Here is a 20,510-nt window from a genome sequence, read left to right on the forward strand (position 1 = left end):
GGTGTGCTTTTGTTGTCGGCAGGGTTGGCCGTCGATCGGCGCCAAGCCCGTTGTCCGAGGGTGCTGATATCCTGGCGCCGAAGGTGCTGTGTTGTCGATCTATTCGCTCATAGAGTTGCGTAATTGGTTGCGCACCAGCGAAAGTCATTCATTCGTACGGTTGTGAACATGTGTTCGAAGCACTAGTATTGGCCGTAGTTGATCGAACGGACGCGAGGGGGTCGCGAGCGAACAATAAAGCGCAGGGGGACGTGATGGGATCCGATGGGCACCCGTGGTTGATTCCGCCGGTCGAGATGGACCCACAGCAGCGACCGCTACCGGCCTACAACCGAAGAACCATGACGCTCGCCGCCTGAATCGTCTTACTGAACGACTCTGATTGATCTCTACAGACTTTCGGCCCAGTCGCACCCGCTCACTCCGGGACCGCGCATGCAACCTTGACAACTCCATAGTGTGAAAAGCGCACGGTGTTGCCGCCCAGATGGGCTGGGCGGCAACACCACTGGTCCTTAGGTCACGGTCACGTGCGGGGCGAGTCACCATCGGTAAGTCGTCTGCTGAAGCCCGCGATGAAGACGTCGATCGACAACTCCAGCTGGGCCTTGTCGTAGGTATCGACCTTCAGTTCGGCAATTCGGGCGAGCAGGGGTATCTCGGGGGAGTGCCCAGACATCGCTCTGCGGAGCAACTCCGGACGCGGCGGTACATCGGTGGTTGCAATCGCGATCACATCCCTGGCGTGGGCCAGGCAGATGTTCGTCAGCAGCACGAGGCCCCGAAGGGCGGTCTCGTCATCAGCGCCTGCCTCGATCAGCTTGCGGACGATGACTTCGGAAGCCTCGAGCATGGTCGTCACGAATGGGTTGCCCAGTTGCAGATGATCGGCAAGTGGTCCGACGGCGATCACGGCCTCCGCGAATCCCATTGCGTAGGTGCGGCAAGCCTCCTGCCAGTGGCTCCGGGTGGCGAACCGGACTTCGGAAAAGCTTTCCGCGAAGGCGTCCATCGCGACGAGGCCGAGCAGTGTTTCTCGGTCACTGACATGATGATTGACGGCCTTTCGGTCGACACCCAGAACTCCGGCAACGGCCTGCATCGTGACAGCCGCAGGATCAAGCGTCTTGGCCGCTGCGATGATCTGGTCTCTGTCGAGGCCGGCTCGGACTCCTCGCGGACGGCGAACGGTGGGTTCTTTGTTGACCACGAGCGCTGCCTCCTAGGGGGTTGACGACCTCCGAATGGTCAGCTTACAGTCGCTCCAGCAGTAATTCCCGGCCGGGAACTGGAGTTCAAGGGGTGGGTATGCGTCACGTCGCGAATGATCGAAGCGTCACGTCCGTGCAGCACGTCCTCACAAAAGAGCGTCTTCTCGGTACGGAGCGACGATGGCGGCGATTCGGAGAGCCGACACCGGCGGGTGTGTCGCTCACAGCGGACGGGACACCCGACTACGGGATCTTCGGTCCGGGAAGCGAGGTGTGGGAGGTTCTGCTCCATCCGGCGACGATTGTCTTCCACAACTCCATCCAGAGTTTCATGCAGACGATCTACAAACCGATCGAGGCCGGTATCCGTGACCGCGATCCGATCTCGCTCAAGGGCCGCGAAGGCACCCTGACGTTCTTCGACTCGTTCGAACGGCTACAACGCAATGCGGGCATGCACGCGCCGATGTGGCTGGGTGACACCGAAACTGCCGAAAAGATGGCGAAACACCTGCGTACGATCCACAGGCGGGTGGCCGGCGACATCATCGACGTCGGCGAACCAGAACTGGGTGGCTACGCCGCGACCGACTCGCGCGAGGTGATGTGGGCGGCGCTGACCGAGATGCATCCGATGCTTCGGGTGTATGAGGCTTTTGCCTTTCGGGAAGGCAAGCTGCCGCATCGACTCCCATCCGAGGCCCGCGACCGATTCATGGGCGAGTCCGCACGCTATGTGCGTCTGCATGGTGTGCCCGAGGACGAAATACCTACCACGATGGCTCAGCTCGCGGTGCTCTACGAAAAGTACGACGACCTGTTTCGCCACAGTTCGACGATGAAGCTCATTCCCGAGACCGGTGAGGACTTCGAAAAAGTCATGGGCAAGGCCATGATCAAGAACTTCCACATCACACAGATCCGAGCAATTCTACCTCTGATGATCCAGGCCATCATCTTCAATCTGCCCATGGCCGGGGTGCTTTCGGGAAAGGCGCGCCGTGCCTTGGGATTGGGTCGCGCGCGGGCGGGACTTGCGGTGCTGTCGAGCAAGGCGGTCCTGCCGATCGTCTGGCTCATGCAGCAGCCGCCGATCGAACGTCAGTTCATGAGACTGATGTGGGGACCCGACGGTGTCATGCTCATCGAATCGGCACGCCGTCTACACCGGGATGCGATGGCAGCTCAGTCCAGTTGAGCGTTCAGCAGCGCGGTTGTGTCGTCACCGGATATAGGTCGGCCGAGCAGATACCCCTGCGCCAGGTGGCACCCGCACTTCCGGAGAGCTTCGAGCTGCTCGGACGTCTCGACCCCCTCGCCGACGACGGTTACGTCAAAGGCGGTCGCGAGCGAGACGATCGCGGTGATGATGGCCTCGCCGCGTGGGCTGGGTAGCTTGGCGATGAACGACTGGTCGATCTTGAAGCACTCGAACAGCGGGTAGCGATCGAGGTAAGAGATGGAACTGTGCCCGACACCGATGTCGTCGAGGAGGATTCCCACACCCATCCGGTGTAGTTCGGTGAGCGTGTCGGCGACCCGCTCGGTGTCCTCGACCCAGACGGTTTCGGTGATCTCCAGGCCGAGGGCCGTCGGGGGCAGCCCGGTCGCCGCGAGCACCAACGCGACCTGACTCGGTAGCTTTGCATCCCGTAGTTGCAGAGCGCTCACATTGACGCGGATGGTGACGTCGCGGGTTTGGCGCCAGACGGCGGCCTGAGTACACGCAGTTCGCAGAGCCCACGTGCCGAGTTCGGTGGAGAGGCCGGTGCGTTCGGCGACGGCGACGAACTCTGTCGGCCCGATCGACCCAAGCGTCGGGTGGTTCCACCGCGCCAGCGCCTCGACCGCGACGATCCGGTTGCTGTCGATGTCGACGATGGGCTGGTACACCATGTGCATCTGATCGCCGCGAATCAGCGCTTTCCGCAATGCCAGCGACAGAGTCCGGATGCGTTCGGCGTCGTACACATCGGCATTGTCGAACACGGCGTGACCGCCGGTGCCGGTGCTCTTCGCGCGGTACATCGCCAGGTCGGCCTGGTGGATGAGGTCTCGTCTGGTCGACGATCGGTCGGACACTGCGACCCCGATGCTGGCGCTCCGCGGCGTCGGAGAGTTGTCGTCGACCAGTGGCTGTCTGATTTCCTCGGTGATCGCACGAGCGATCTCCTGGGCATGCGCAACGTCCTCGACGCCCTCGCAGATGATCAGGAACTCATCTCCACCCAGACGGGCCACGGTGTCCTGCGGGCGGGTCGCCGAGTTGAGTCGGCGGGCGAAATGGCGCAACGCGATGTCGCCGGTGTCATGGCCGAGACTGTCGTTGATGATCTTGAAGTCGTCGATGTCGAGCAGCAGTATGGCCACCAGGGATCCGTTGAGTCGCGCGCGTGCGAGCGCTTCATCAATACACTCGTAGGCCACCTCCCGGTTGGGCAGACCCGTCAACTGATCACTCATTCGACGGTGCCGCAGCCGCCGGTCGAGTTCGATGCGACGAATTGCCGTGGACAGCACACCCGCCACTGTTTGCAGGAATGCGATCTCGCGCGGGCCGTACGGGCGAGCGCGGACACTGTGCACCGACAGCGCACCCCACGGCCCGGAACTGCCGGCGATCGGAACCGACGCCCCGCTCTTCATGTCGGCGGTGGCCATGGCGCTGGTGTCGAAGCGGGTTTCCCCCGCGATGTCAACGCAGACGATCGGCGTATTGCGCAAGATCGTGTAACCCATCAGGGAATAGGTACCCGCGGGTATGCGGCCCAACTTCCAGGGCGTTCCGGTGAACGCCTCGAGGACCAGAACGGAGTCGTCGCGGACATCGGCGCGGGTGATCGTCGACCGCTCGACGCCCATCATCGTGGCGGCCGCGTCGGTCGCGATGGGGAGTAGCTGGGGAAGGTCGCCGCTGATGGCGAACCGGCTGAGTTCGGCCACCGACTGCTGCTCCGCGGCAAACTGCGACGCGCTGGCGGCCGCGTCGAGGAGCTGTAGGTCCCGGTCATGGCCCGCGCGGCGGTCGCGGACATAGGACGCGATCAACTGCGGATTGTCGCCGTCGCTCTCCACCACGAACGTCGAGATGGCGACCGGGATGGCCTCTCCCGTGCCGAAGTGGCGCATCTCGCTGCGACCTTGCCAATGTCCTACGGTGCTCAGCCCTTCTTCTACTTCGCCTGCCACCCGCAAACCTTCTGGGGTGAAGAAGTCCTGGGTGGTGAGGGGGCCGTCGGTCGGCAGCGCGTTCAGTCCCAGCAACTCGAGGCCGGCCGGGTTGATGTACCGCACCAGGCCGGAGAACTCCGACAGGGAGATGAGATCGGGCGAACGCTCCATCAGCGCTTGCAGGATGGGCAATTCGTGCTCGGGTCCTGGCATCGTTGTCCTCCTCCCGGAGCCGTGGCGTCGGCCGGGGCAGGCGGGGCTTGACCTCAGGCTGCCTATGAATCTACTGCGGTACGTCGGGTGGCGGACGCATTTGACCACCGAAGCGCTCGCGCGTTCAGCAGTTCAGAGCCCAGGGATGCCACCGCGATACCGGGCAGGTGTTCTCACGGAGTTCACCGCGGTGCCACCGTGTGTTCTGTCAACGGGTCTGGCAGACGCCGACACTGCGACCATGCGAATACTGCAGGTCGCCAACTTCTACGGTCCACGGTCGGGGGGACTCCGTACCGCGGTCGACGAACTGGGGTCCGGATACGTCCGGCGCGGCCACCACGTGACGTTGATCGTTCCTGGACCGGCTGCCGAGCGTGAAGTTCTCACCTCGGGAGTTGTCCGGGTGACGGTGCCCGCCCCGGTGCTTCCGTTCACCGGCGGATACCGTGTCGCTCGCTTCACATCCGTTGCTGCGGTGGCCGCGTCGCTGGATCCTGACGTCATCGAGGTGTCCGACCGCCTGACATTGCGGCGCATGGGGGCCTGGGCGCGAGAACGGGATGTGGGCAGCGTGATGATCGCCCACGAGCGACTCGACCGGCTACTCGGCCAGGTTCTTCCACGTTCCATGGCGCAATCACTCGCCGACGTTGCCAATCGGGCGACCGCTCGTGCCTACGACACAGTGGTGTGTACCACCGCGTTCGCCGGTGAGGAGTTCGACCGCATCGGCGCGAGCAACCTCTGCCGAGTTCCGCTCGGCGTCGACCTCGAGGTGTTCCATCCGAAGCGACACGACGACGCAGTACGTCACCGGGCCCGACGAGGAGCTGAGCATCTGCTGATTCACTGTGGACGGCTGTCGGTGGAAAAGCACGTACACCGCAGTATCGATGCCGTTGCGCTGCTTCGTGACTCGGGGATGTCCGTACGACTGCTGGTCGTCGGCGACGGTCCTGGGATGCGCAAGCTCACGCGGCGTGCGGAGGGGCTTCCGGTCGACTTCGCGGGCTACCTGGGCAGTCGGTCCGAGGTTGCCGCCTTGATGGCGTCCGCAGACGTGGCGCTGGCGCCGGGACCCCACGAGACGTTCGGGCTTGCCGCTGTCGAAGCGCTCGCGGCAGGCACCCCGGTGGTGGTGTCGCGCAGTTCGGCGCTGGCAGAGATCGTGACGCCCGAGTCCGGTGCGCTGGCGTCGGATTCGGCGGATGGTGTGGCCCGCGCGGTCATGGCCGTATTGGACTCACCCGTCGCTCAACGGCGGTCCAGTGCCCGCGAGCGCGCGGAACAGTTCAGTTGGCCGCACGCCGTCGACGGCATGCTGGCAGCTCTCGTCGGCTGACCAACGGTCACTGCCACCACGTGTCGGAAGGCGCAACCGGTAGATGACGCTTGTGCCGGGTGCGCAGGTAGGCGGTCTCGATCGTCTCGGCGGCCTCGGCAGAGACCGACTCGCCTTGCAGGTAACGGTCGATCTCCGAGTACGTCACCCCGAGCGCTTCTTCGTCGGGCAGCGCGGGCCGGTCGTCCTCGAGGTCGGCTGTCGGTACCTTCTGCCACGTCGACTCCGGAGCGCCCAAGGAGCGAAGAATCTGCGCACCTTGGCTTTTCGTCAAGCCCGCCAGGGGATTGATGTCGGTCCCGCCGTCCCCGTATTTGGTGTAGAACCCGGTGACGGCCTCGGCGGCATGGTCGGTTCCGACCACGAGTAGGTTGCGCTCGCCGGCCACTGCGTACTGCGCAACCATGCGGGCGCGAGCTTTGACATTCCCTCGTACGAAATCCCGCAAACGGTCGACCCCGAGACCGTCGGCGATCGCGGTGGACTCGGCGTCCACGCCTGGTTTGATGTCGATGCTGATCACCCGGGATGGCTTGATGAATTCGAGAGCGATGTCGACGTCGGATTGGTCGGACTGCTTGCCGTGCGGCAATTGCACGCCCACGAACTCAGCGTCACCCCCGGCCTCATTGACCTGGTCGACGGCCATCTGGCTCAATTTTCCCGCCAGCGTGCTGTCTTGACCCCCACTGATGCCGAGCACCAATCCTTGTGTGCCGGTGGCAGAGAGATACGAGACAAGAAACTGCACTCGCGATTTTGTCTCGGCCTCGGGGTCGATCGTCGGTGACACCTGCAGTGAATTGATGATCTCGTCACGGAGTGAGGTCATGAGGCCTGCTCCCCGGGTCGCGGGGTCTGTTCCTCCGGATTGCCGACACCCGCCTTCGCGTGCTGGATGAGCAGATCCACGCCGGTCGCGATCGTCGCAGCGAGAACGTCTGGTGGTTCTCCCTCGAACACGCGGTGCAGTGTCTGGACCGATCCGTTGTCGTAGACCCCGAACCACACGGTCCCCGGTGGCACGTCTTCCTGCGTTTCGGGTCCGGCTTCACCGGTCACCGCGACTGTCAGGTCGGCACCGAGCAGCGCCGCAGTGCTACGCGCCATCGCTGTGGCTGCCGCTTCGCTGACCACCGGTCCGTCTGGGACGTGCAAGACGTCATGTTTGACCTGCTTGCGGTAGGCGATGATGCCTCCGCTGTACCAGTCGCCCGACTCGGATGCGCGTCCCAGCTCGGCGGCGATGTTACCGGCGGTGAGCGATTCGGCGGTGGCGATCACCCGGTCGTTCTGTTCGGCCAACTCTGCCAGTTGCTCGCACCATTGCGCGAGCTCCGAATCAGTGGGTACCCGGTCGTCGGGATCGGCGATCATCGGCTCCTCCGTACTCGAATGATGCTGTGTTGCAGGTCTTCAGGCGTCAGTTCTTGTCTTGCGCGTCGTCCACCAGCTGCTGCTCGTGCTCGGCCCGTTCGTTCAGGGCGTCGTCATCAAGGTGCTTGGGCGACTTGGCGTGTTCGCGGTGATCGGGGTTCACGGTCTCGGTAGGGACCATCACCTCATCGAGCCCTGTTTCATTGTCTGATTTCGGCATGCCTGGAACGTAGCCATTCTGGGCGGCCCTGAAACGTGGGTGGCCGCGAAGCCCGATCAGTCCTCGGAAGCCACCCAGTCGTCGGTGCGCGGATCAAACGCGATCAGACCTCGGTCGCGGAAGCCGTCGAGCCAACCCTGCATCGGCCACCATCCCCACCGGGAGTGAAAGATCCGGGCATTCCGCAGGATGTCGTCGAGGTGTTCCACCGGAGGGTCGGACACCGGGTGGTACTGGTGATAGGCGTGCGCGCCTCCGACCCAGGCGATACGAAAGTCATTCGCCGCAGCAGACATGGCGAAATCGGTGTCCTCACCGCCGTAGCCCTCGTATGCGGTCGAGAATCCGCCGATGATCTGCCAGTTCGCCGCGGTCGTCGCGAACGACAACGACCAGAACAGGGTCATCTCGGTTCCGAGGACGATGTCGCCGGACTCCGGGTCGGGGCGTGCACCGTGCGGATGTGTCAGCGCCGCGAGGTCGGACAGGTCCGCCTGCGGAGGCAGGTAGGTGACGGGACCGCAGTAGAGCAGTCGCTCGCCCACCCTGCGCTCGGCGGCAGCGCCGTAGTACCGGAACAACTCGGGACCGGGTACGCAGTCGACGTCCAGGAAGACCAGTAACTCAGCGCCGGCATTGATCGCGGTCTGCGCGCCGAGGTTGCGCGCGAGCGCCAGAGGCAGGTGCGCGCCTGTGCGTTCGACGTCGATGACCCTGGTGTCGGTGTACTGCGAGGCGATGTCGTGTACCGCAGCATCATCCATCGCAACGATGAGGTGTTCTGCAGGCGGCGTCATGGCTGCCCTCACCCCGTCGAGCTGGCGCGCCAGGTGATCATGGCGACCGGAGACGATGGTGATGGCGACGACCTTCGGTGACCGGGGTGCCGAGGTCATCCGAGCACTGCCTCGATGGCCGCCGCTGCCCGTCGCGCGGCGCCTGCTGTGCGCCACCGCGACCAGGACGACGCCGACTTCGGTATCGAGGCCAGGATGGTCGCCCATTCACCGGCGGAAGGCCACGCCGGGGCGACGTGCGCCAGACCCGCACGGGCGACGGTTCTCCCGGTGCGTAGCTGTTCGTCGAATGGGCGGTCCTGGGGCAGGAGTACCGCAGGCTTGCGGGCGGCGGCCACGTCGGCGACGCTGCCCTGTCCGGCGTTGGTGATCACGAGTCTGGTGCTGCACAACTGCAGCCATGGATCGTCGCTCCACGTTCCGAACGCCGGTCCAAGCCCGCGAATGGTGAGGTCGGGGTGGTCGGCGGCCAACCGCGTCACCGCCTCCTGCGAGGTCGTGGCTCCGCCGGTCCCCGTCATGATCAGGACGTCGGACTCGCAGTCGGTGGCCACGTCCAACGGCCGCCCGTCGAACCTGCTGATGCCACCCGTGAACGTCGTCTTGTGCAGGTGCGGGATTAGCCAGTCCGGTTGGTAGAGCTCCTGCGGCCACGGGGCGATGATGGCGTCGGCCAATTGATATGCCAGCAGATGAGGTGGGTCGGTCCGTTCCCCCGGCATCGCGGTGACGATCACGGGAACACCGAGCAGTCGTACGAAGGCTGCGACCTCGACGGAGACGTCGACCACCATCGCGTCGGGGCGGTGCACGGACACGAACTCCGCGATCTGGGCCATCCGCGCCCGCAGTCCGCTGTCCAGGCGTGGCGCCCAATGCAGCGCTCCTCCTGCGGCGACGTCAAGGGGGTTCTCCGACAGATCATCTCGCATGAGCCTGATCAGGTCGGCGTACCCGGTGCTGTCGATGTCGGCGCTGCTGAGCGCGACAACCGGTACCGAGAGCTGACCGGTGATCGCCTCCGCGCGCATGCGGTGGCCGCTGCCCTGGTGGTGGATGTAGTAGCCGATCATGCCGGGATGTTCTCGCGGCCGGCCATCTCCGAGTAGAGCACGTGGTACTGCTGCATCATGGCGTCTTCGCTGCAGTGGGTCAGCGCGCGCTGCCGGACGCTGCAGCGGTCGTACCGCGCTGCCGCGAGCGCCGCCGACGCCAGCGCCGCAACGTCTCCGGGTGGGACGAGGATTCCGCCGTCGGCGCCGACGATCTCGGGAATGCCACCGCGGTCGAACGAGGCCACGGGTGTGCCGCACGCCAGTGACTCGGCGACCACGAGCCCGTACGGTTCGTCCCACATCGGAGTGACGAGGGTGGCCGCCGACGAGCCGACGAGTTCGGCCAGGGCACTGTGCCCGAGATGCCCGACGTAGCGGATCTGGTCGTCGAGCGCAGGCTCGATCATGGTGGTGAAGTAGTGCTCGTCGCTCCGGGGGCCGGCAAGTCGCAGCGGCTTCCCGGCCAGGCGGGCGGCCTCGATCGCCAGGTGTGCGCCCTTCTCGGGGACCAGCCGTCCGAACCAGACCAGGTCGGTGCCGCCCGTGCCTTCGGGCCAGTGCTCGATCCGAACCCCGTTGCGGACCACGGGCGTCGGGCCCAGCACATGTTCCCACAGCCGGGCTGTGTGACCGCTGACGGCCACACAGCGAGGATGGGGCGCGGCGGTCATCGCCGACTCCAGCCAGGGCGTGGGTGGGGTGTGCAGAGTGGTCACCATCGGGGTGGACAGAGCGGGGGCCATCGCAATGGGCAGGTAATGCAGGCTGTGGTTGTGAATCACATCGAACCGGCCCGGATCGGCGGCGAGTTCGAGCATCAACGTCAGGTACGCGTGATGATCGCGCATCGCTGTCTCGGACGGCATCGACACATCACCCCGTGCCACCTCGGAAGGCTCGAAGATGTTGACGTGCATCACATGCACGCCGGGGCCGACGTCCGATCCCGGTCCAGCGAACAGGGTGACCTCGTGTCCCGCGGCGGTCAGCGCCCGGGTCAGGTGCCACACGTGGGCTTCGAGACCGCCGGCGAACGGCTCTGCGATGGGGTGGCGGCTCGAAGCGATGACCGCGATCTGCAAGGGGCGTTCCGTCGTTCCGTCAGGCATCGAGGCACCTGCTGTAGATGGCGGAGTGTTGCTGGGCCAGCCATTGTCGCTGTGCCAACCGCTCCGACCAGGACGGTGCCGGCGCGGGAGTCTCGTATGCCGATTTCAGTGCTGCAGCCAGGGTCTCGGGGTCGAAATGGTTCTCGTCGAGGTCGAATCCGAAACACTCCTGCTGTTGACCGTAGAAACCGCAGCTGGGGGCGAGGACTTTTGTGCCGAGATCGTGGCATGCCTCGAGCCAGCCGGAGTGTGTCCCGAAGCGGTACGGAAGCACCGATACGGACAGTCCCTGCAGATACGTCCACAACTGGTCATCGGTGAACCGTCGATGCTCGACCAGCCGCGCGTGACGGTTCGCGCCGAGCGTGCGCAAGGCCTTTCCGAGGTCGGGGTCGAACCCGTGACTGCTGCGATCGAAGATGTCGTCGTGCACGTTGATCTGCACCACCATGTTGTCGTACGACGCGGCGATCTCCACCAGGGCCTGCGCCACGGTCAGCGGATCGCAGTTCGCTCGTGCGCTTTTGGCGTGTACGCCGACGGTGAACTCGGGGGAGTCGGTCGGGCGTCGGGTGAACCACCGCGGCGGAACCACATGAGGGTGGGGCAAGACAGTGGCGGTGCGGTTCCAGCTGCCCTGGATGCGCTCGGCCGCACCCGGGGTCAGCGTGATGATCTCGTCGGCCTCCGGAACGAGGATGTCGAGTATCTCCTCGTGCGCTCCAGGCTCCGGATGGTGCGGATTGCGCAGATCGTGCAGCGTGTAGACGATCGGTTTGCCGTGCGATCGAAGCTCGGAGATCACGTCGATCATGGTCGCCGGTGTGACGTCGTCGAATCCGAAATGGATGTGAAAGACATCGAACTCGGCGTGGTGGTCGCGGATCCACTGCGGATCGAACATGCGGGGCGGCCACCACACGCCCGGCTCGTCCGTGCCGTCGGCAGGGAGAGGATCAGGAAGCCGGATGACATTCGTCTCCTCCGGCATCAGTGGCGAGATGTGCCGGACGTACACATGAGAGTTCGGCACCGACGCGACCCTGATACTGCTCCGCTTCACGCACGACCTCACTTCACCATCGCTCACGGGCGTTCAGGGCTGACTACTCAACCAAAGACAGGCACGGCGCGGCGGTCCCGCCGCCTCGCCATGCCGAAGGAACTTGTACCCAGCAATGAGGGCGGCTAATCGTCTGGGAAGGAAATGGACGATCAGTCCCGGAGCGCGCGGAACAGTTTGGTCAGCCAGAGTGCGGCGGGTTCTCCGCTGTCAACGTCGGGTGCGCGCAAAGATCCCGTAAAGATGCAGGCTGCGCGCGTATAGAGGTCGTCAACGATCTGGTGGCGGACGGCGGACGGTGACCATGCTGAATCCACAGGCCGGACCCGACCGAGTGGTCCGGCTCCCTCATCTTCAGGAGTGGGCGTGGCAGATCTGTATTTCGTGCCGGCGATCATCGGCGGCTTCGGAGTGTGCGCACTCGTCCTGCGCCTCGTGGCCGCCAGGACCCGCAGGTGACCGCCGACGGCGCGACGAACGTCGTATTGCTGATCATCGCGGTCGTGGTGGTGCTCTACCTCTGCGCCGCCCTGGTGTTTCCCGAAAGGTTCTAGGCAAACGTGAACTCTTCTCTGGCCGCCGCCCTCCAGGTCGGGCTGGTGGTCTTCATCCTCGCGGCGGCGTACGTCCCGCTCGGCGACTACATGGCTCGCGTCTTCTCCACCCAGCGCGATCGTGCGCCGGAACGGATCCTCTACAAGATCGCGAGGGTCGATCCGCACCGGTCCCAGACATGGACGGGTTACGCCACCGCGGTGTTGGCGTTCTCCTTCGTCGGGGTGCTGTTCCTCTACGCGCTGCAGCGAGTGCAGGGCGTGCTGCCCTGGAGCGACGGTCGCGACGCGGTCTCGCCGTCGATGGCCTTCAACACCGCCATCTCCTTCGTCACCAACACCAACTGGCAATCCTTCTCACCCGAGGTGGTGATGAGCAACCTCACCCAGATGATCGGGTTTGCGGTCCAGAACTTCCTCTCGGCCGCGGTCGGCCTCGCGGTGGCGATCGCGCTCGTCCGGGGCATCATCGCCAAGAAGGGTGACGGTGAACTCGGCAACTTCTGGGTGGACCTGACCCGCGCAACGCTGCGGATCTTGTTGCCACTGAGTCTCATCGTCGCGGTACTGCTGCTCAGCCAGGGCGTGGTGCAGTCGTTCAAGAGCGGTTTCGACTTCATCGGTCTCGACGGTACGAGCGGGTCCGGCGTGGTCGGGCCGTTCGCATCTCAGGAAGCGATCAAAGAACTCGGCACCAACGGCGGTGGAACCCTGTCGGCCAATGCAGCCCACCCGTTCTCCAATCCCACACCGCTGAGCAACATCGTCGAAATCATCGCCTTGCTGATCATCCCGGTATGCCTGACCCGCACCTACGGCACCATGGTCGGCGACCGCCGGCAGGGCCTGGCCATTCTCGGGGTCATGGCGACGATCTGGTCCGGCATGGTCGCCGTCGTCTGGGCGTTCGAATCGCACACCAATGGGCTGGCGGCGCAGGCGGCAGGCGCGATGATGGAAGGCAAAGAACAGCGCTTCGGGGTCGCCGGGTCCGCGCTGTTCGCGGTCTCGACCACGGGCACGTCCACCGGGGCGGTGAATTCTGCCCACGACTCGTATTCCGCGGGCGGCGGCGGCGCTCTGATCTGGAACATGCTGTTGGGTGAAGTCGCACCCGGCGGCGTCGGCACCGGGCTGTACGGGATGCTGGTGCTGGCCATCATCGCGGTGTTCGTCGGCGGCCTGCTCGTGGGTCGAAGCCCGCAGTTCCTGGGTAAGAAGATCGGCCAGCACGAGATCACGATGGCGGCGTTGTCGATCCTGGTGATGCCGGCGCTGGTGCTCATCGGCACCTCGATCACCGTGGTTCTGTCATCCACCACCGGTTTCCAGGGAAACGGCGGCGACCCCGGGACTCCGGGATCGATTCACGGATTCTCAGAGGTGCTGTACGCGTTCGCCTCTGCGGCGAACAACAACGGTAGTGCGTTCGGCGGACTGACCGTCACCAGTGACTGGTTCCAGACAGCGCTGGGCATCGCCATGCTGCTCGGCCGGTTCCTGCCGATCATCTTCGTCCTCGCACTGGCAGGACTGCTGGCCTCGTCGAAGCCCCGACCTTCCAGTTCGGCCACCCTTCCGACCCACGGCCTGCTCTACGGCGGCCTGCTCACCGGCACAGTTCTTCTCGTCGCCGGACTCACCTTCTTCCCGGCCATGGCGCTGGGACCCATAGCAGAGGCATTGTCATGACCGCAGTCGCCGAGCGCGACCCCTCACCCGTCCGACCCGACGATGACCTGGCGGGTAGCGGAGCATTCGACCCCCGGCAGCTGATCACCTCGGTACCCCAGGCCCTTCGTAAGCTCAACCCACGAGATCAGGCCCGCAATCCGGTGATGTTCGTCGTCTATCTGGGCGCGATCATCACGACGGTCCTCGCGGTGTGGCAGCCCTCGTGGTTCTCGTTCGCCGTGGTGTTCTGGCTCTGGTTCACGGTGCTGTTCGCAAACCTCGCCGAAGCGGTCGCCGAGGGTCGCGGCCGTGCACAGGCCGCGAGCCTCCGGAAGGTCAAGCAGGACACCACCGCCCGGCGTCTGGACGCAGACGGCGCGATCACCGAGATCTCGGGCAGCGCGCTGGTGATCGGCGACCTGATCGTCGTCGAAGCCGGGGAAGTGATCGCCGGAGACGGCGACGTGGTCGACGGCATCGCCACGGTCGACGAATCGGCGATCACCGGCGAATCCGCACCGGTGATCCGGGAGTCGGGCGGTGACCGCAGCGCGGTGACGGGTGGCACGGTGGTGTTGTCCGACAAGATCATCGTGAAGATCACGACCTCGCCGGGTGAATCGTTCGTGGACCGGATGATCGCTCTCGTCGAAGGGGCGTCGCGGAAGAAGACCCCCAACGAGATCGCTCTCGACATCCTGCTCTCGAGCCTGACCATCATCTTCCTGTTGGCTGTCGTGGCCGTCGGGCCGATGCAGCAGTACGCGGGACAGACGCCGGATGCGGTGAAACTCATTGCCTTGCTGGTCTGTTTGATACCGACGACCATCGGCGCGCTGCTTTCGTCGATCGGGATCGCCGGCATGGACAGACTCGTGCAACGCAACGTGCTCGCGATGTCGGGGCGTGCGGTGGAGGCGGCAGGTGACATCGACACGCTGCTCATGGACAAGACCGGAACCATCACCTTCGGCAACCGTCAGGCGACTGCGTTGGTGCCGGCTCCCGGTGTGACACTGCCGGAATTGGCGCTGGCAGCATGTCAATCGAGCCTGGCCGACGACACCCCGGAAGGCCGCAGCATCGTGGAACTGTGTCGGGTCGAGTTCGGTCAGGACCCGGCGGCGCTCGACGCCGCGGATCGCGCCACCCGGGAGATCGTGCCCTTCACCGCCCAGACGCGGATGAGCGGGATGGATGTGCCGGGTACCGCGGGGACGGTCAGGATCCGCAAGGGCGCGGCCGACGCGCTGTTGCGGTGGGTCGCCGACAACCACGGGGACACCCCGAGCGAGGTGAGCGACGAGGTCGCGAACATCTCGCGAGCAGGCGGCACACCGCTGGTCGTCGGCACCCAGACCGGCGACGACCGTGCGGTCATCCTGGGGACCGTCGCACTCTCCGACGTCGTGAAGCCGGGTATGGCCGAGCGTTTCGCGCAGCTGCGTGCGATGGGGATCCGGACGGTGATGGTCACCGGCGACAACCCGCTCACCGCGACGGCGATCGCTGCGGAAGCCGGTGTCGACGACTTCGTCGCCGAGGCGACGCCGGAGGACAAACTGGCACTGATCCGCAAGGAGCAGGCCGGTGGGCGGTTGGTCGCCATGACCGGCGACGGCACCAACGACGCCCCGGCCCTCGCGCAGGCCGATGTCGGGTTGGCGATGAACACCGGTACCTCAGCCGCCAAAGAGGCGGGCAACATGGTGGATCTGGACTCCGACCCCACCAAGCTGATCGATGTGGTGGCGATCGGCAAGCAACTGCTGATCACCCGTGGAGCGCTGACCACGTTCTCGCTGGCCAACGATCTGGCGAAGTACTTCGCCATCCTGCCTGCGCTGTTCAGTGGCATCTATCCGCAACTCGACAAACTCAACATCATGGGATTGCACTCGTCGGAGTCAGCGATCACATCGGCGGTGATCTTCAACGCCCTGATCATCGTGGCCCTCATCCCGTTGTCATTGCGCGGTGTCCGCTACCGGCCCAGTTCGGCATCGAAACTGTTGGGCCGCAATCTGTTGATCTACGGGCTCGGGGGTGTGATCACGCCGTTCCTCGGGATCTGGCTGATCGACCTGGTGGTCCGTTTTCTCCCGGGAATGGGGTAGGCGCATGAGAACCATGACGATGTGGATACGGCAGTGCACGGTGGCCGTCGCCGTCCTCGCGGCGATGACGGTGATCCTGGGGATCGCCTATCCGGCCGTCGTGTGGGGGGTTTCGCGCCTCGGCACCACCTCGGCCGAGGGGTCGCAGGTCACCGACCGCAACGGCTGCGTGGTCGGATCGACCCTGATCGGCATCGACCCGCAGGTGGCCCCCGGCGAGCCTGACCGGTATCTACACGCCCGCGTGCTGGGGTCGGCGGACGATCCGATGGCGCCCGGTGATCCGGCGGCGTCCGCGGCGAGCAATCAGGGCCCGAACAGCGAGAAGCTGGCCGGCTGGATAACCGAACGCCGGGATTTGATCGCGACCCGGGAGGGCGTGGCCCCTGACCAGGTGCCTGCCGATGCGGTCACCGGGTCCGGATCGGGTCTCGACCCTCAGATCAGTGAGGCCTACGCACGGCTCCAGGTTCCGCGGCTGGCCAGGGAGAACGGTAAGTCCGTCGAGGAGATCGAGCAGGTCATCTCCGAGCACACCGCGGGCCGTCAGCTGGGCTTCCTCGGCCAGGCCAGGGTGAACGTACTCGAGGTGAACCTAGATCTGGGGCTGACCGCTCCTGGCTGCGACTAAGGTCGGCGCAGTGACCGGCGAAACCAGAGGGCGTCTCGAGGTGTTCCTCGGCTGCGCTCCCGGTGTGGGTAAGACGTACGAGATGCTGGCTCAGGCCCACGCTCTGCTCGGTGAAGACGTCGACGTGGTGGTCGCGGTGGTGGAGACACACGGGCGGTCTGTGACGGCGGCCATGACCGACGGGCTCGAGATCGTCGCTCGCCGGGACGTCGAGCATCGTGGGGCCGTCCTCGCCGAGATGGACATCGATGCGGTGCTGGCCCGCCGCCCGCAGGTGGCCCTGGTCGACGAACTCGCCCACACCAACGCACCCGGTTCACGGAACGCCAAGCGGTGGCAGGACATCGACGAGCTGCGTGCCGCAGGCATCGATGTCCTGTCCACGATCAACATCCAGCATCTCGAGAGCCTGAACGACGTGGTGCAGGAGATCACCGGGATCGTGCAGCGCGAGACCGTACCCGATGACGTGGTGCGCGCCGCCGACGAGATCGAACTCGTCGACATCGCGCCGCAGGCACTGCGCCAACGTCTTTCGGCGGGCAAGGTGTACCCCGGCGATCGGGTGGGCGGTGCGCTGGCTAACTATTTCCGCGAAGGCAACCTGACCGCGCTGCGCGAACTGGCGTTGCTGTGGCTGGCGGATCAGGTCGACGACAACCTCGCGACCTATCGCGCCGCGCATCAGATCACCGCGACCTGGGAGGCCCGCGAACGGGTCGTCGTGGCGCTGACCGGAGGTCCCGAGTCGGCGACCCTGCTGCGCCGCGCAGGCCGGATCGCGTCGAGGTCGAGCGCCGAACTCGTCGTGGTGCACATCGCGGCAGCCGACGGTCTCTCCGATCCCGCCGCGGTGGACATCGCCAAACTCACCGAACTGGCCAAAGGATTCGGTGCACAAACGCACACGATCGTCGGTGACGACGTTCCCGGCGCGCTGCTCGAGTTCGCCCGCGGGGTCAACGCCACCCAGCTGGTCATCGGTACCTCCAGGCGTAGTCGCTGGCAACGGATCCTCGACGAGGGCGTCGGGTCGACCGTGGTGCGGAATTCCGGGAAGATCGACGTCCACATGGTGACCCATGATCAGACGCGCGCGCGAAACCCCCTCGACATCAGGCAGACCCGCTTCCACCGTCCGTTGAGCTGGGTGTTCGCCGTCCTGGTCCCGGCCGCGGCGGCGGGACTGCTCGCTTTTCTGGATCGATGGCTGGGTATCGCCAGCGAGTCGGCGTTGTTCTTCGTGGTGGTTCTCGCGGTGTCGATGCTCGGTGGCATCGGTCCGGCCGCGTTGTCGGCGATCGTCTCGGGGCTGCTGCTCAACTACTTCTTCACCTCACCGCGCTACACCTTCACCATCAACGAGGCCGACAATCTCATCACCATCATCGTGATGCTGATGATCGCCATAGCGGTTGCCGCGCTGGTCGATTCGGCCACCGTCCGGCGGGTGCAGGCGCAGCGGGCCAGTCGCGACGCCGAACTCCTCGCCACGTTTTCCGGCGCTGTTCTCAGCGGGGAAGGCCTTGAAGGTCTGCTGCGTCGGGTCCGCGAAACGTACGACCAGCAGGCGGTCACGCTGATCCGTCGCAGCGGCCGTGAGGCGGGCACCGTGGAGAGCTCGGTCGGGGAGGACCCGCCCGTCGAGCCCGGTGCCGCCGACACGGTGTGTCCGGTCCCTGGCAGCGACTTCGCGATACTGCTCAGCGGCCCCAAACTCGGCGGTCGCGAGCGCAAGGTGCTCGGTGCGGTGGCCACCCAGGCCGCCGGCATCGTCGAACGCCGCGAACTCGCCGCCGAGGCCGCTGAAGCGCGGGCGCTGGCAGAAACCGATCAACTCCGTCGGGCACTGCTGTCCGCGGTCAGTCACGACCTGCGGACCCCGCTGGCCGCGGTCAAAGCGGCTGCGTCGAGCCTGCGGGGCACCGACGTCACCTTCTCACCCGAAGACACCGCGGAACTGCTCGCGACCATCGAGGAGTCGACTGATCATCTGACCGCGCTGGTCGGCAATCTGCTCGATTCATCGAGACTGGCCGCAGGCGTCGTTCGGCCGGACCTGCAGATGGTCTATCTGACAGAGGTGGTGAGCCGGGCCATGATGGGCATCTCCCGCCTCGACCCCAGCGGAGCGGACAGGGTCGAGCTCGACGTCGAGCAGATGCTGGTCTACGCCGATCCGGGGTTACTCGAACGTGTGCTGGCCAACCTGATCGACAACGCGCTGCGGCACAGCGGTCAGGCGACGTCCGTGCAGGTACGAGCGTGGTCGGATCCGTTGGACAGCGCGAAGTGCACGGTGTCGGTCAGCGACCACGGGGCCGGGGTGCCCGCCGAGTCATGGGACAAGATCTTCACCGCCTTCCAGCGCCTCGGGGACTCGGGCAGCGGCAACGGGGTCGGGCTGGGATTGTCCGTCGCGCAGGGTTTCGTCCGCGCGATGGGATCGGAGATCACCCCGTCGGAGACACTCGGCGGTGGCCTGACGATGTCGTTCGACCTGCCGTCCGGCCCGCCCCCGGGGGCCCTCGGTGTCGAGGTGGAGGTACCGAATGGCTGACGAGGTGCGCGAGGCCAAGGTGCGCGTGCTCGTCGTCGACGACGAGCCGCAAATCTTGCGCGCGCTCCGGATCAATCTGAATGCGCGAGGATTCGACGTCACCACCGCCTCCAGTGGTGCGGGCGCACTGACCGCTGCCGGGCAGACGAATCCGCAGGTGATCGTCCTCGATCTCGGGCTGCCGGACATCGACGGCTTCACCGTGCTCGCCGGGTTGCGGGGATGGACCAACGTGCCGGTCATCGTGTTGTCGGCGCGCACCGATTCGTCCGACAAGGTGCAGGCCCTCGACGCGGGCGCAGACGACTACGTGACGAAACCCTTCGGCATGGAGGAGTTCCTGGCCAGGCTTCGGGCAGCGGTCCGGCGCGGGAGCGTCGCCACCGAGTCCTCCGAACCGGTGGTGGAGACCGATGCATTCACGGTTGACCTGCGCGCGAAACAGGTCATCCGTGCGGGGCACCCCGTGCATCTGACGCCCACCGAATGGGGCGTTCTGGAGTTGCTCGTCCGCAACGAGGGCAAGCTGGTCGGTCAACGCGACATCCTCACCCACGTGTGGGGTCCGAGTTACGGCACCCAGAGCAACTACCTGCGGGTGTACCTGGCCAGCCTGCGGCGCAAGCTCGAGATCGATCCGACGACACCTCGTCATCTGCTGACCGAGGCCGGGATGGGCTATCGGTTCGTACGGTGAGGCCGATATACGACACCCTGTAGTACCCAGACACGGTCGTAGCTAGTAGGGTGCCGCTGTGGACTCCCGGATGCAGGTGCTCGCGCGACTGCGCGGTGCCTTCGTCGGGTTGATGTCCGGAGCTGTCGCCATCGCCGGTCACGGACTCGGTGGCGGAGCGATGGCATTGTCCGAGTCGTCGCTGCTGTTGCTCGTCCTGGTGTGCGCTTCAGCCGGAGCTGCCGTCACCCCGAACCAGGTGCAGTCGAACCGGCTGCTCGTCCTCCTTGCCGTGCTCGGCCTCGGCCAGGTCATGGGCCACGTGATCCTGACGCTGAGCCACGGACACGCACATGGGCTGATGCCCGCGCCGTCCATGGTTGCCGGTCACCTCACGGTTCTCGTCCTGACCGCAGTGCTCATCCGGTGGGCCGAACGCGGTTTGATCGCAGCCTTCGGTTTCGTCGCACGTCTGCTCACCCGTGCGCTCGATGTCGCGGCGGGCCTCGTCCCGCTGTGGACGGCCACGATCACGAGCTACCGACCCACCGCACGCCGCTTCGTCGCGTTGTCGACCGCGGGCACCCGCGGACCACCTCTGACCGCGTAAGTCTTTCTGCTCGTATGGATCCGACTCGTCGTCGGTCCGTGCGCACACCTCTGTGGTGAGCCCGGCTCCGGTCGCCCCGCAGAGCGATTCTCCGATCGCTGCGAACCCCTGAGGTCCGCCGCGCCAT

General features: G+C 65.5%; 18 protein-coding genes. 9 read left to right on the forward strand and 9 right to left on the reverse strand.

Annotated elements, in window-relative coordinates:
- Positions 1 to 526: 526 nt before the first annotated feature.
- Positions 527 to 1,210 carry a TetR family transcriptional regulator gene (locus tag DFR67_RS11740; protein WP_110469711.1) on the reverse strand — a complete coding sequence of 228 codons (684 nt, stop codon included), beginning with the start codon at positions 1,208 to 1,210 and terminating at the stop codon, positions 527 to 529.
- A 215-nt stretch (positions 1,211 to 1,425) separates the two neighbouring features.
- Between DFR67_RS11740 and DFR67_RS11745 the strand changes: the two genes are divergently transcribed.
- On the forward strand, positions 1,426 to 2,409 hold the full coding sequence (locus DFR67_RS11745; protein WP_211325015.1) for an oxygenase MpaB family protein: 984 nt from the start codon (positions 1,426 to 1,428) through the stop codon (positions 2,407 to 2,409).
- Here DFR67_RS11745 and DFR67_RS11750 read toward each other — a convergent pair.
- Complete coding sequence (locus DFR67_RS11750) at positions 2,397 to 4,595, reverse strand: putative bifunctional diguanylate cyclase/phosphodiesterase (RefSeq protein WP_110469713.1); 2,199 nt, start codon at positions 4,593 to 4,595, stop codon at positions 2,397 to 2,399. The genes DFR67_RS11745 and DFR67_RS11750 overlap by 13 nt on opposite strands.
- 241 nt (positions 4,596 to 4,836) lie before the next feature.
- Between DFR67_RS11750 and DFR67_RS11755 the strand changes: the two genes are divergently transcribed.
- Complete coding sequence (locus tag DFR67_RS11755; RefSeq protein ID WP_110469868.1) at positions 4,837 to 5,940, forward strand: glycosyltransferase; 1,104 nt, start codon at positions 4,837 to 4,839, stop codon at positions 5,938 to 5,940.
- Positions 5,941 to 5,947: 7 nt separating this feature from the next.
- On the opposite strand, the gene nadE is transcribed toward DFR67_RS11755, so the two are convergent.
- The 7 genes from nadE to DFR67_RS11785 are packed head-to-tail and all read right to left on the reverse strand — an operon-like array spanning position 5,948 to position 11,561.
- Positions 5,948 to 6,772: an ammonia-dependent NAD(+) synthetase gene (gene nadE, locus DFR67_RS11760; protein ID WP_110469714.1), complete on the reverse strand. Its 825-nt coding sequence runs from the start codon at positions 6,770 to 6,772 to the stop codon at positions 5,948 to 5,950.
- Positions 6,769 to 7,317 carry a CinA family protein gene (locus tag DFR67_RS11765; RefSeq protein ID WP_110469715.1) on the reverse strand — a complete coding sequence of 183 codons (549 nt, stop codon included), beginning with the start codon at positions 7,315 to 7,317 and terminating at the stop codon, positions 6,769 to 6,771. The genes nadE and DFR67_RS11765 overlap by 4 nt, the downstream gene beginning before the upstream one ends.
- 46 nt (positions 7,318 to 7,363) lie before the next feature.
- A complete protein-coding gene (locus DFR67_RS30785; RefSeq protein ID WP_170135213.1) occupies positions 7,364 to 7,537 on the reverse strand; it encodes a hypothetical protein in 174 nt (57 codons plus the stop codon).
- Between the two features lie 56 nt (positions 7,538 to 7,593).
- A complete protein-coding gene (locus DFR67_RS11770; RefSeq protein WP_110469716.1) occupies positions 7,594 to 8,433 on the reverse strand; it encodes a glycosyltransferase family 2 protein in 840 nt (279 codons plus the stop codon).
- A complete protein-coding gene (locus DFR67_RS11775) occupies positions 8,430 to 9,407 on the reverse strand; it encodes a glycosyltransferase family protein (RefSeq protein ID WP_110469717.1) in 978 nt (325 codons plus the stop codon). Before DFR67_RS11775 ends, DFR67_RS11770 begins: the two co-directional genes overlap by 4 nt.
- A complete protein-coding gene (locus DFR67_RS11780) occupies positions 9,404 to 10,498 on the reverse strand; it encodes a glycosyltransferase (RefSeq protein ID WP_110469718.1) in 1,095 nt (364 codons plus the stop codon). The genes DFR67_RS11775 and DFR67_RS11780 overlap by 4 nt, the downstream gene beginning before the upstream one ends.
- Positions 10,491 to 11,561 carry a glycosyltransferase family protein gene (locus DFR67_RS11785; protein ID WP_110469719.1) on the reverse strand — a complete coding sequence of 357 codons (1,071 nt, stop codon included), beginning with the start codon at positions 11,559 to 11,561 and terminating at the stop codon, positions 10,491 to 10,493. The genes DFR67_RS11780 and DFR67_RS11785 overlap by 8 nt, the downstream gene beginning before the upstream one ends.
- A gap of 455 nt (positions 11,562 to 12,016) precedes the next feature.
- Between DFR67_RS11785 and DFR67_RS11790 the strand changes: the two genes are divergently transcribed.
- From DFR67_RS11790 to DFR67_RS11820, 7 genes are read left to right on the forward strand one after another with little or no spacing between them, the layout of a single operon-like run.
- Positions 12,017 to 12,115, forward strand: coding sequence for a potassium-transporting ATPase subunit F (locus tag DFR67_RS11790; RefSeq protein ID WP_110469720.1), 99 nt, complete (start codon positions 12,017 to 12,019; stop codon positions 12,113 to 12,115).
- Positions 12,116 to 12,121: 6 nt separating this feature from the next.
- Positions 12,122 to 13,807 (forward strand): potassium-transporting ATPase subunit KdpA, encoded by a 1,686-nt coding sequence (gene kdpA / locus DFR67_RS11795; protein ID WP_110469721.1) that lies wholly within the window; start codon positions 12,122 to 12,124, stop codon positions 13,805 to 13,807.
- Positions 13,804 to 15,906 carry a potassium-transporting ATPase subunit KdpB gene (gene kdpB / locus DFR67_RS11800; RefSeq protein WP_110469722.1) on the forward strand — a complete coding sequence of 701 codons (2,103 nt, stop codon included), beginning with the start codon at positions 13,804 to 13,806 and terminating at the stop codon, positions 15,904 to 15,906. Before kdpA ends, kdpB begins: the two co-directional genes overlap by 4 nt.
- Before the next feature lie 4 nt (positions 15,907 to 15,910).
- The gene (locus DFR67_RS11805) at positions 15,911 to 16,537 is read left to right on the forward strand and encodes a potassium-transporting ATPase subunit C (protein WP_110469723.1); all 627 of its coding nucleotides are present in this window, start codon (positions 15,911 to 15,913) and stop codon (positions 16,535 to 16,537) included.
- 10 nt (positions 16,538 to 16,547) lie between these two features.
- A complete protein-coding gene (locus tag DFR67_RS11810; protein WP_245937894.1) occupies positions 16,548 to 19,097 on the forward strand; it encodes a sensor histidine kinase in 2,550 nt (849 codons plus the stop codon).
- Positions 19,090 to 19,794, forward strand: a complete 705-nt coding sequence (locus tag DFR67_RS11815; RefSeq protein ID WP_110469725.1) for a response regulator — start codon at positions 19,090 to 19,092, stop codon at positions 19,792 to 19,794. Before DFR67_RS11810 ends, DFR67_RS11815 begins: the two co-directional genes overlap by 8 nt.
- A gap of 58 nt (positions 19,795 to 19,852) precedes the next feature.
- Positions 19,853 to 20,383, forward strand: a complete 531-nt coding sequence (locus DFR67_RS11820) for a hypothetical protein (RefSeq protein WP_146240430.1) — start codon at positions 19,853 to 19,855, stop codon at positions 20,381 to 20,383.
- Positions 20,384 to 20,510: the final 127 nt, after the last annotated feature.

It is taken from the genome of Williamsia limnetica, from assembly GCF_003217475.1.
Lineage (GTDB): Bacteria > Actinomycetota > Actinomycetes > Mycobacteriales > Mycobacteriaceae > Williamsia > Williamsia limnetica.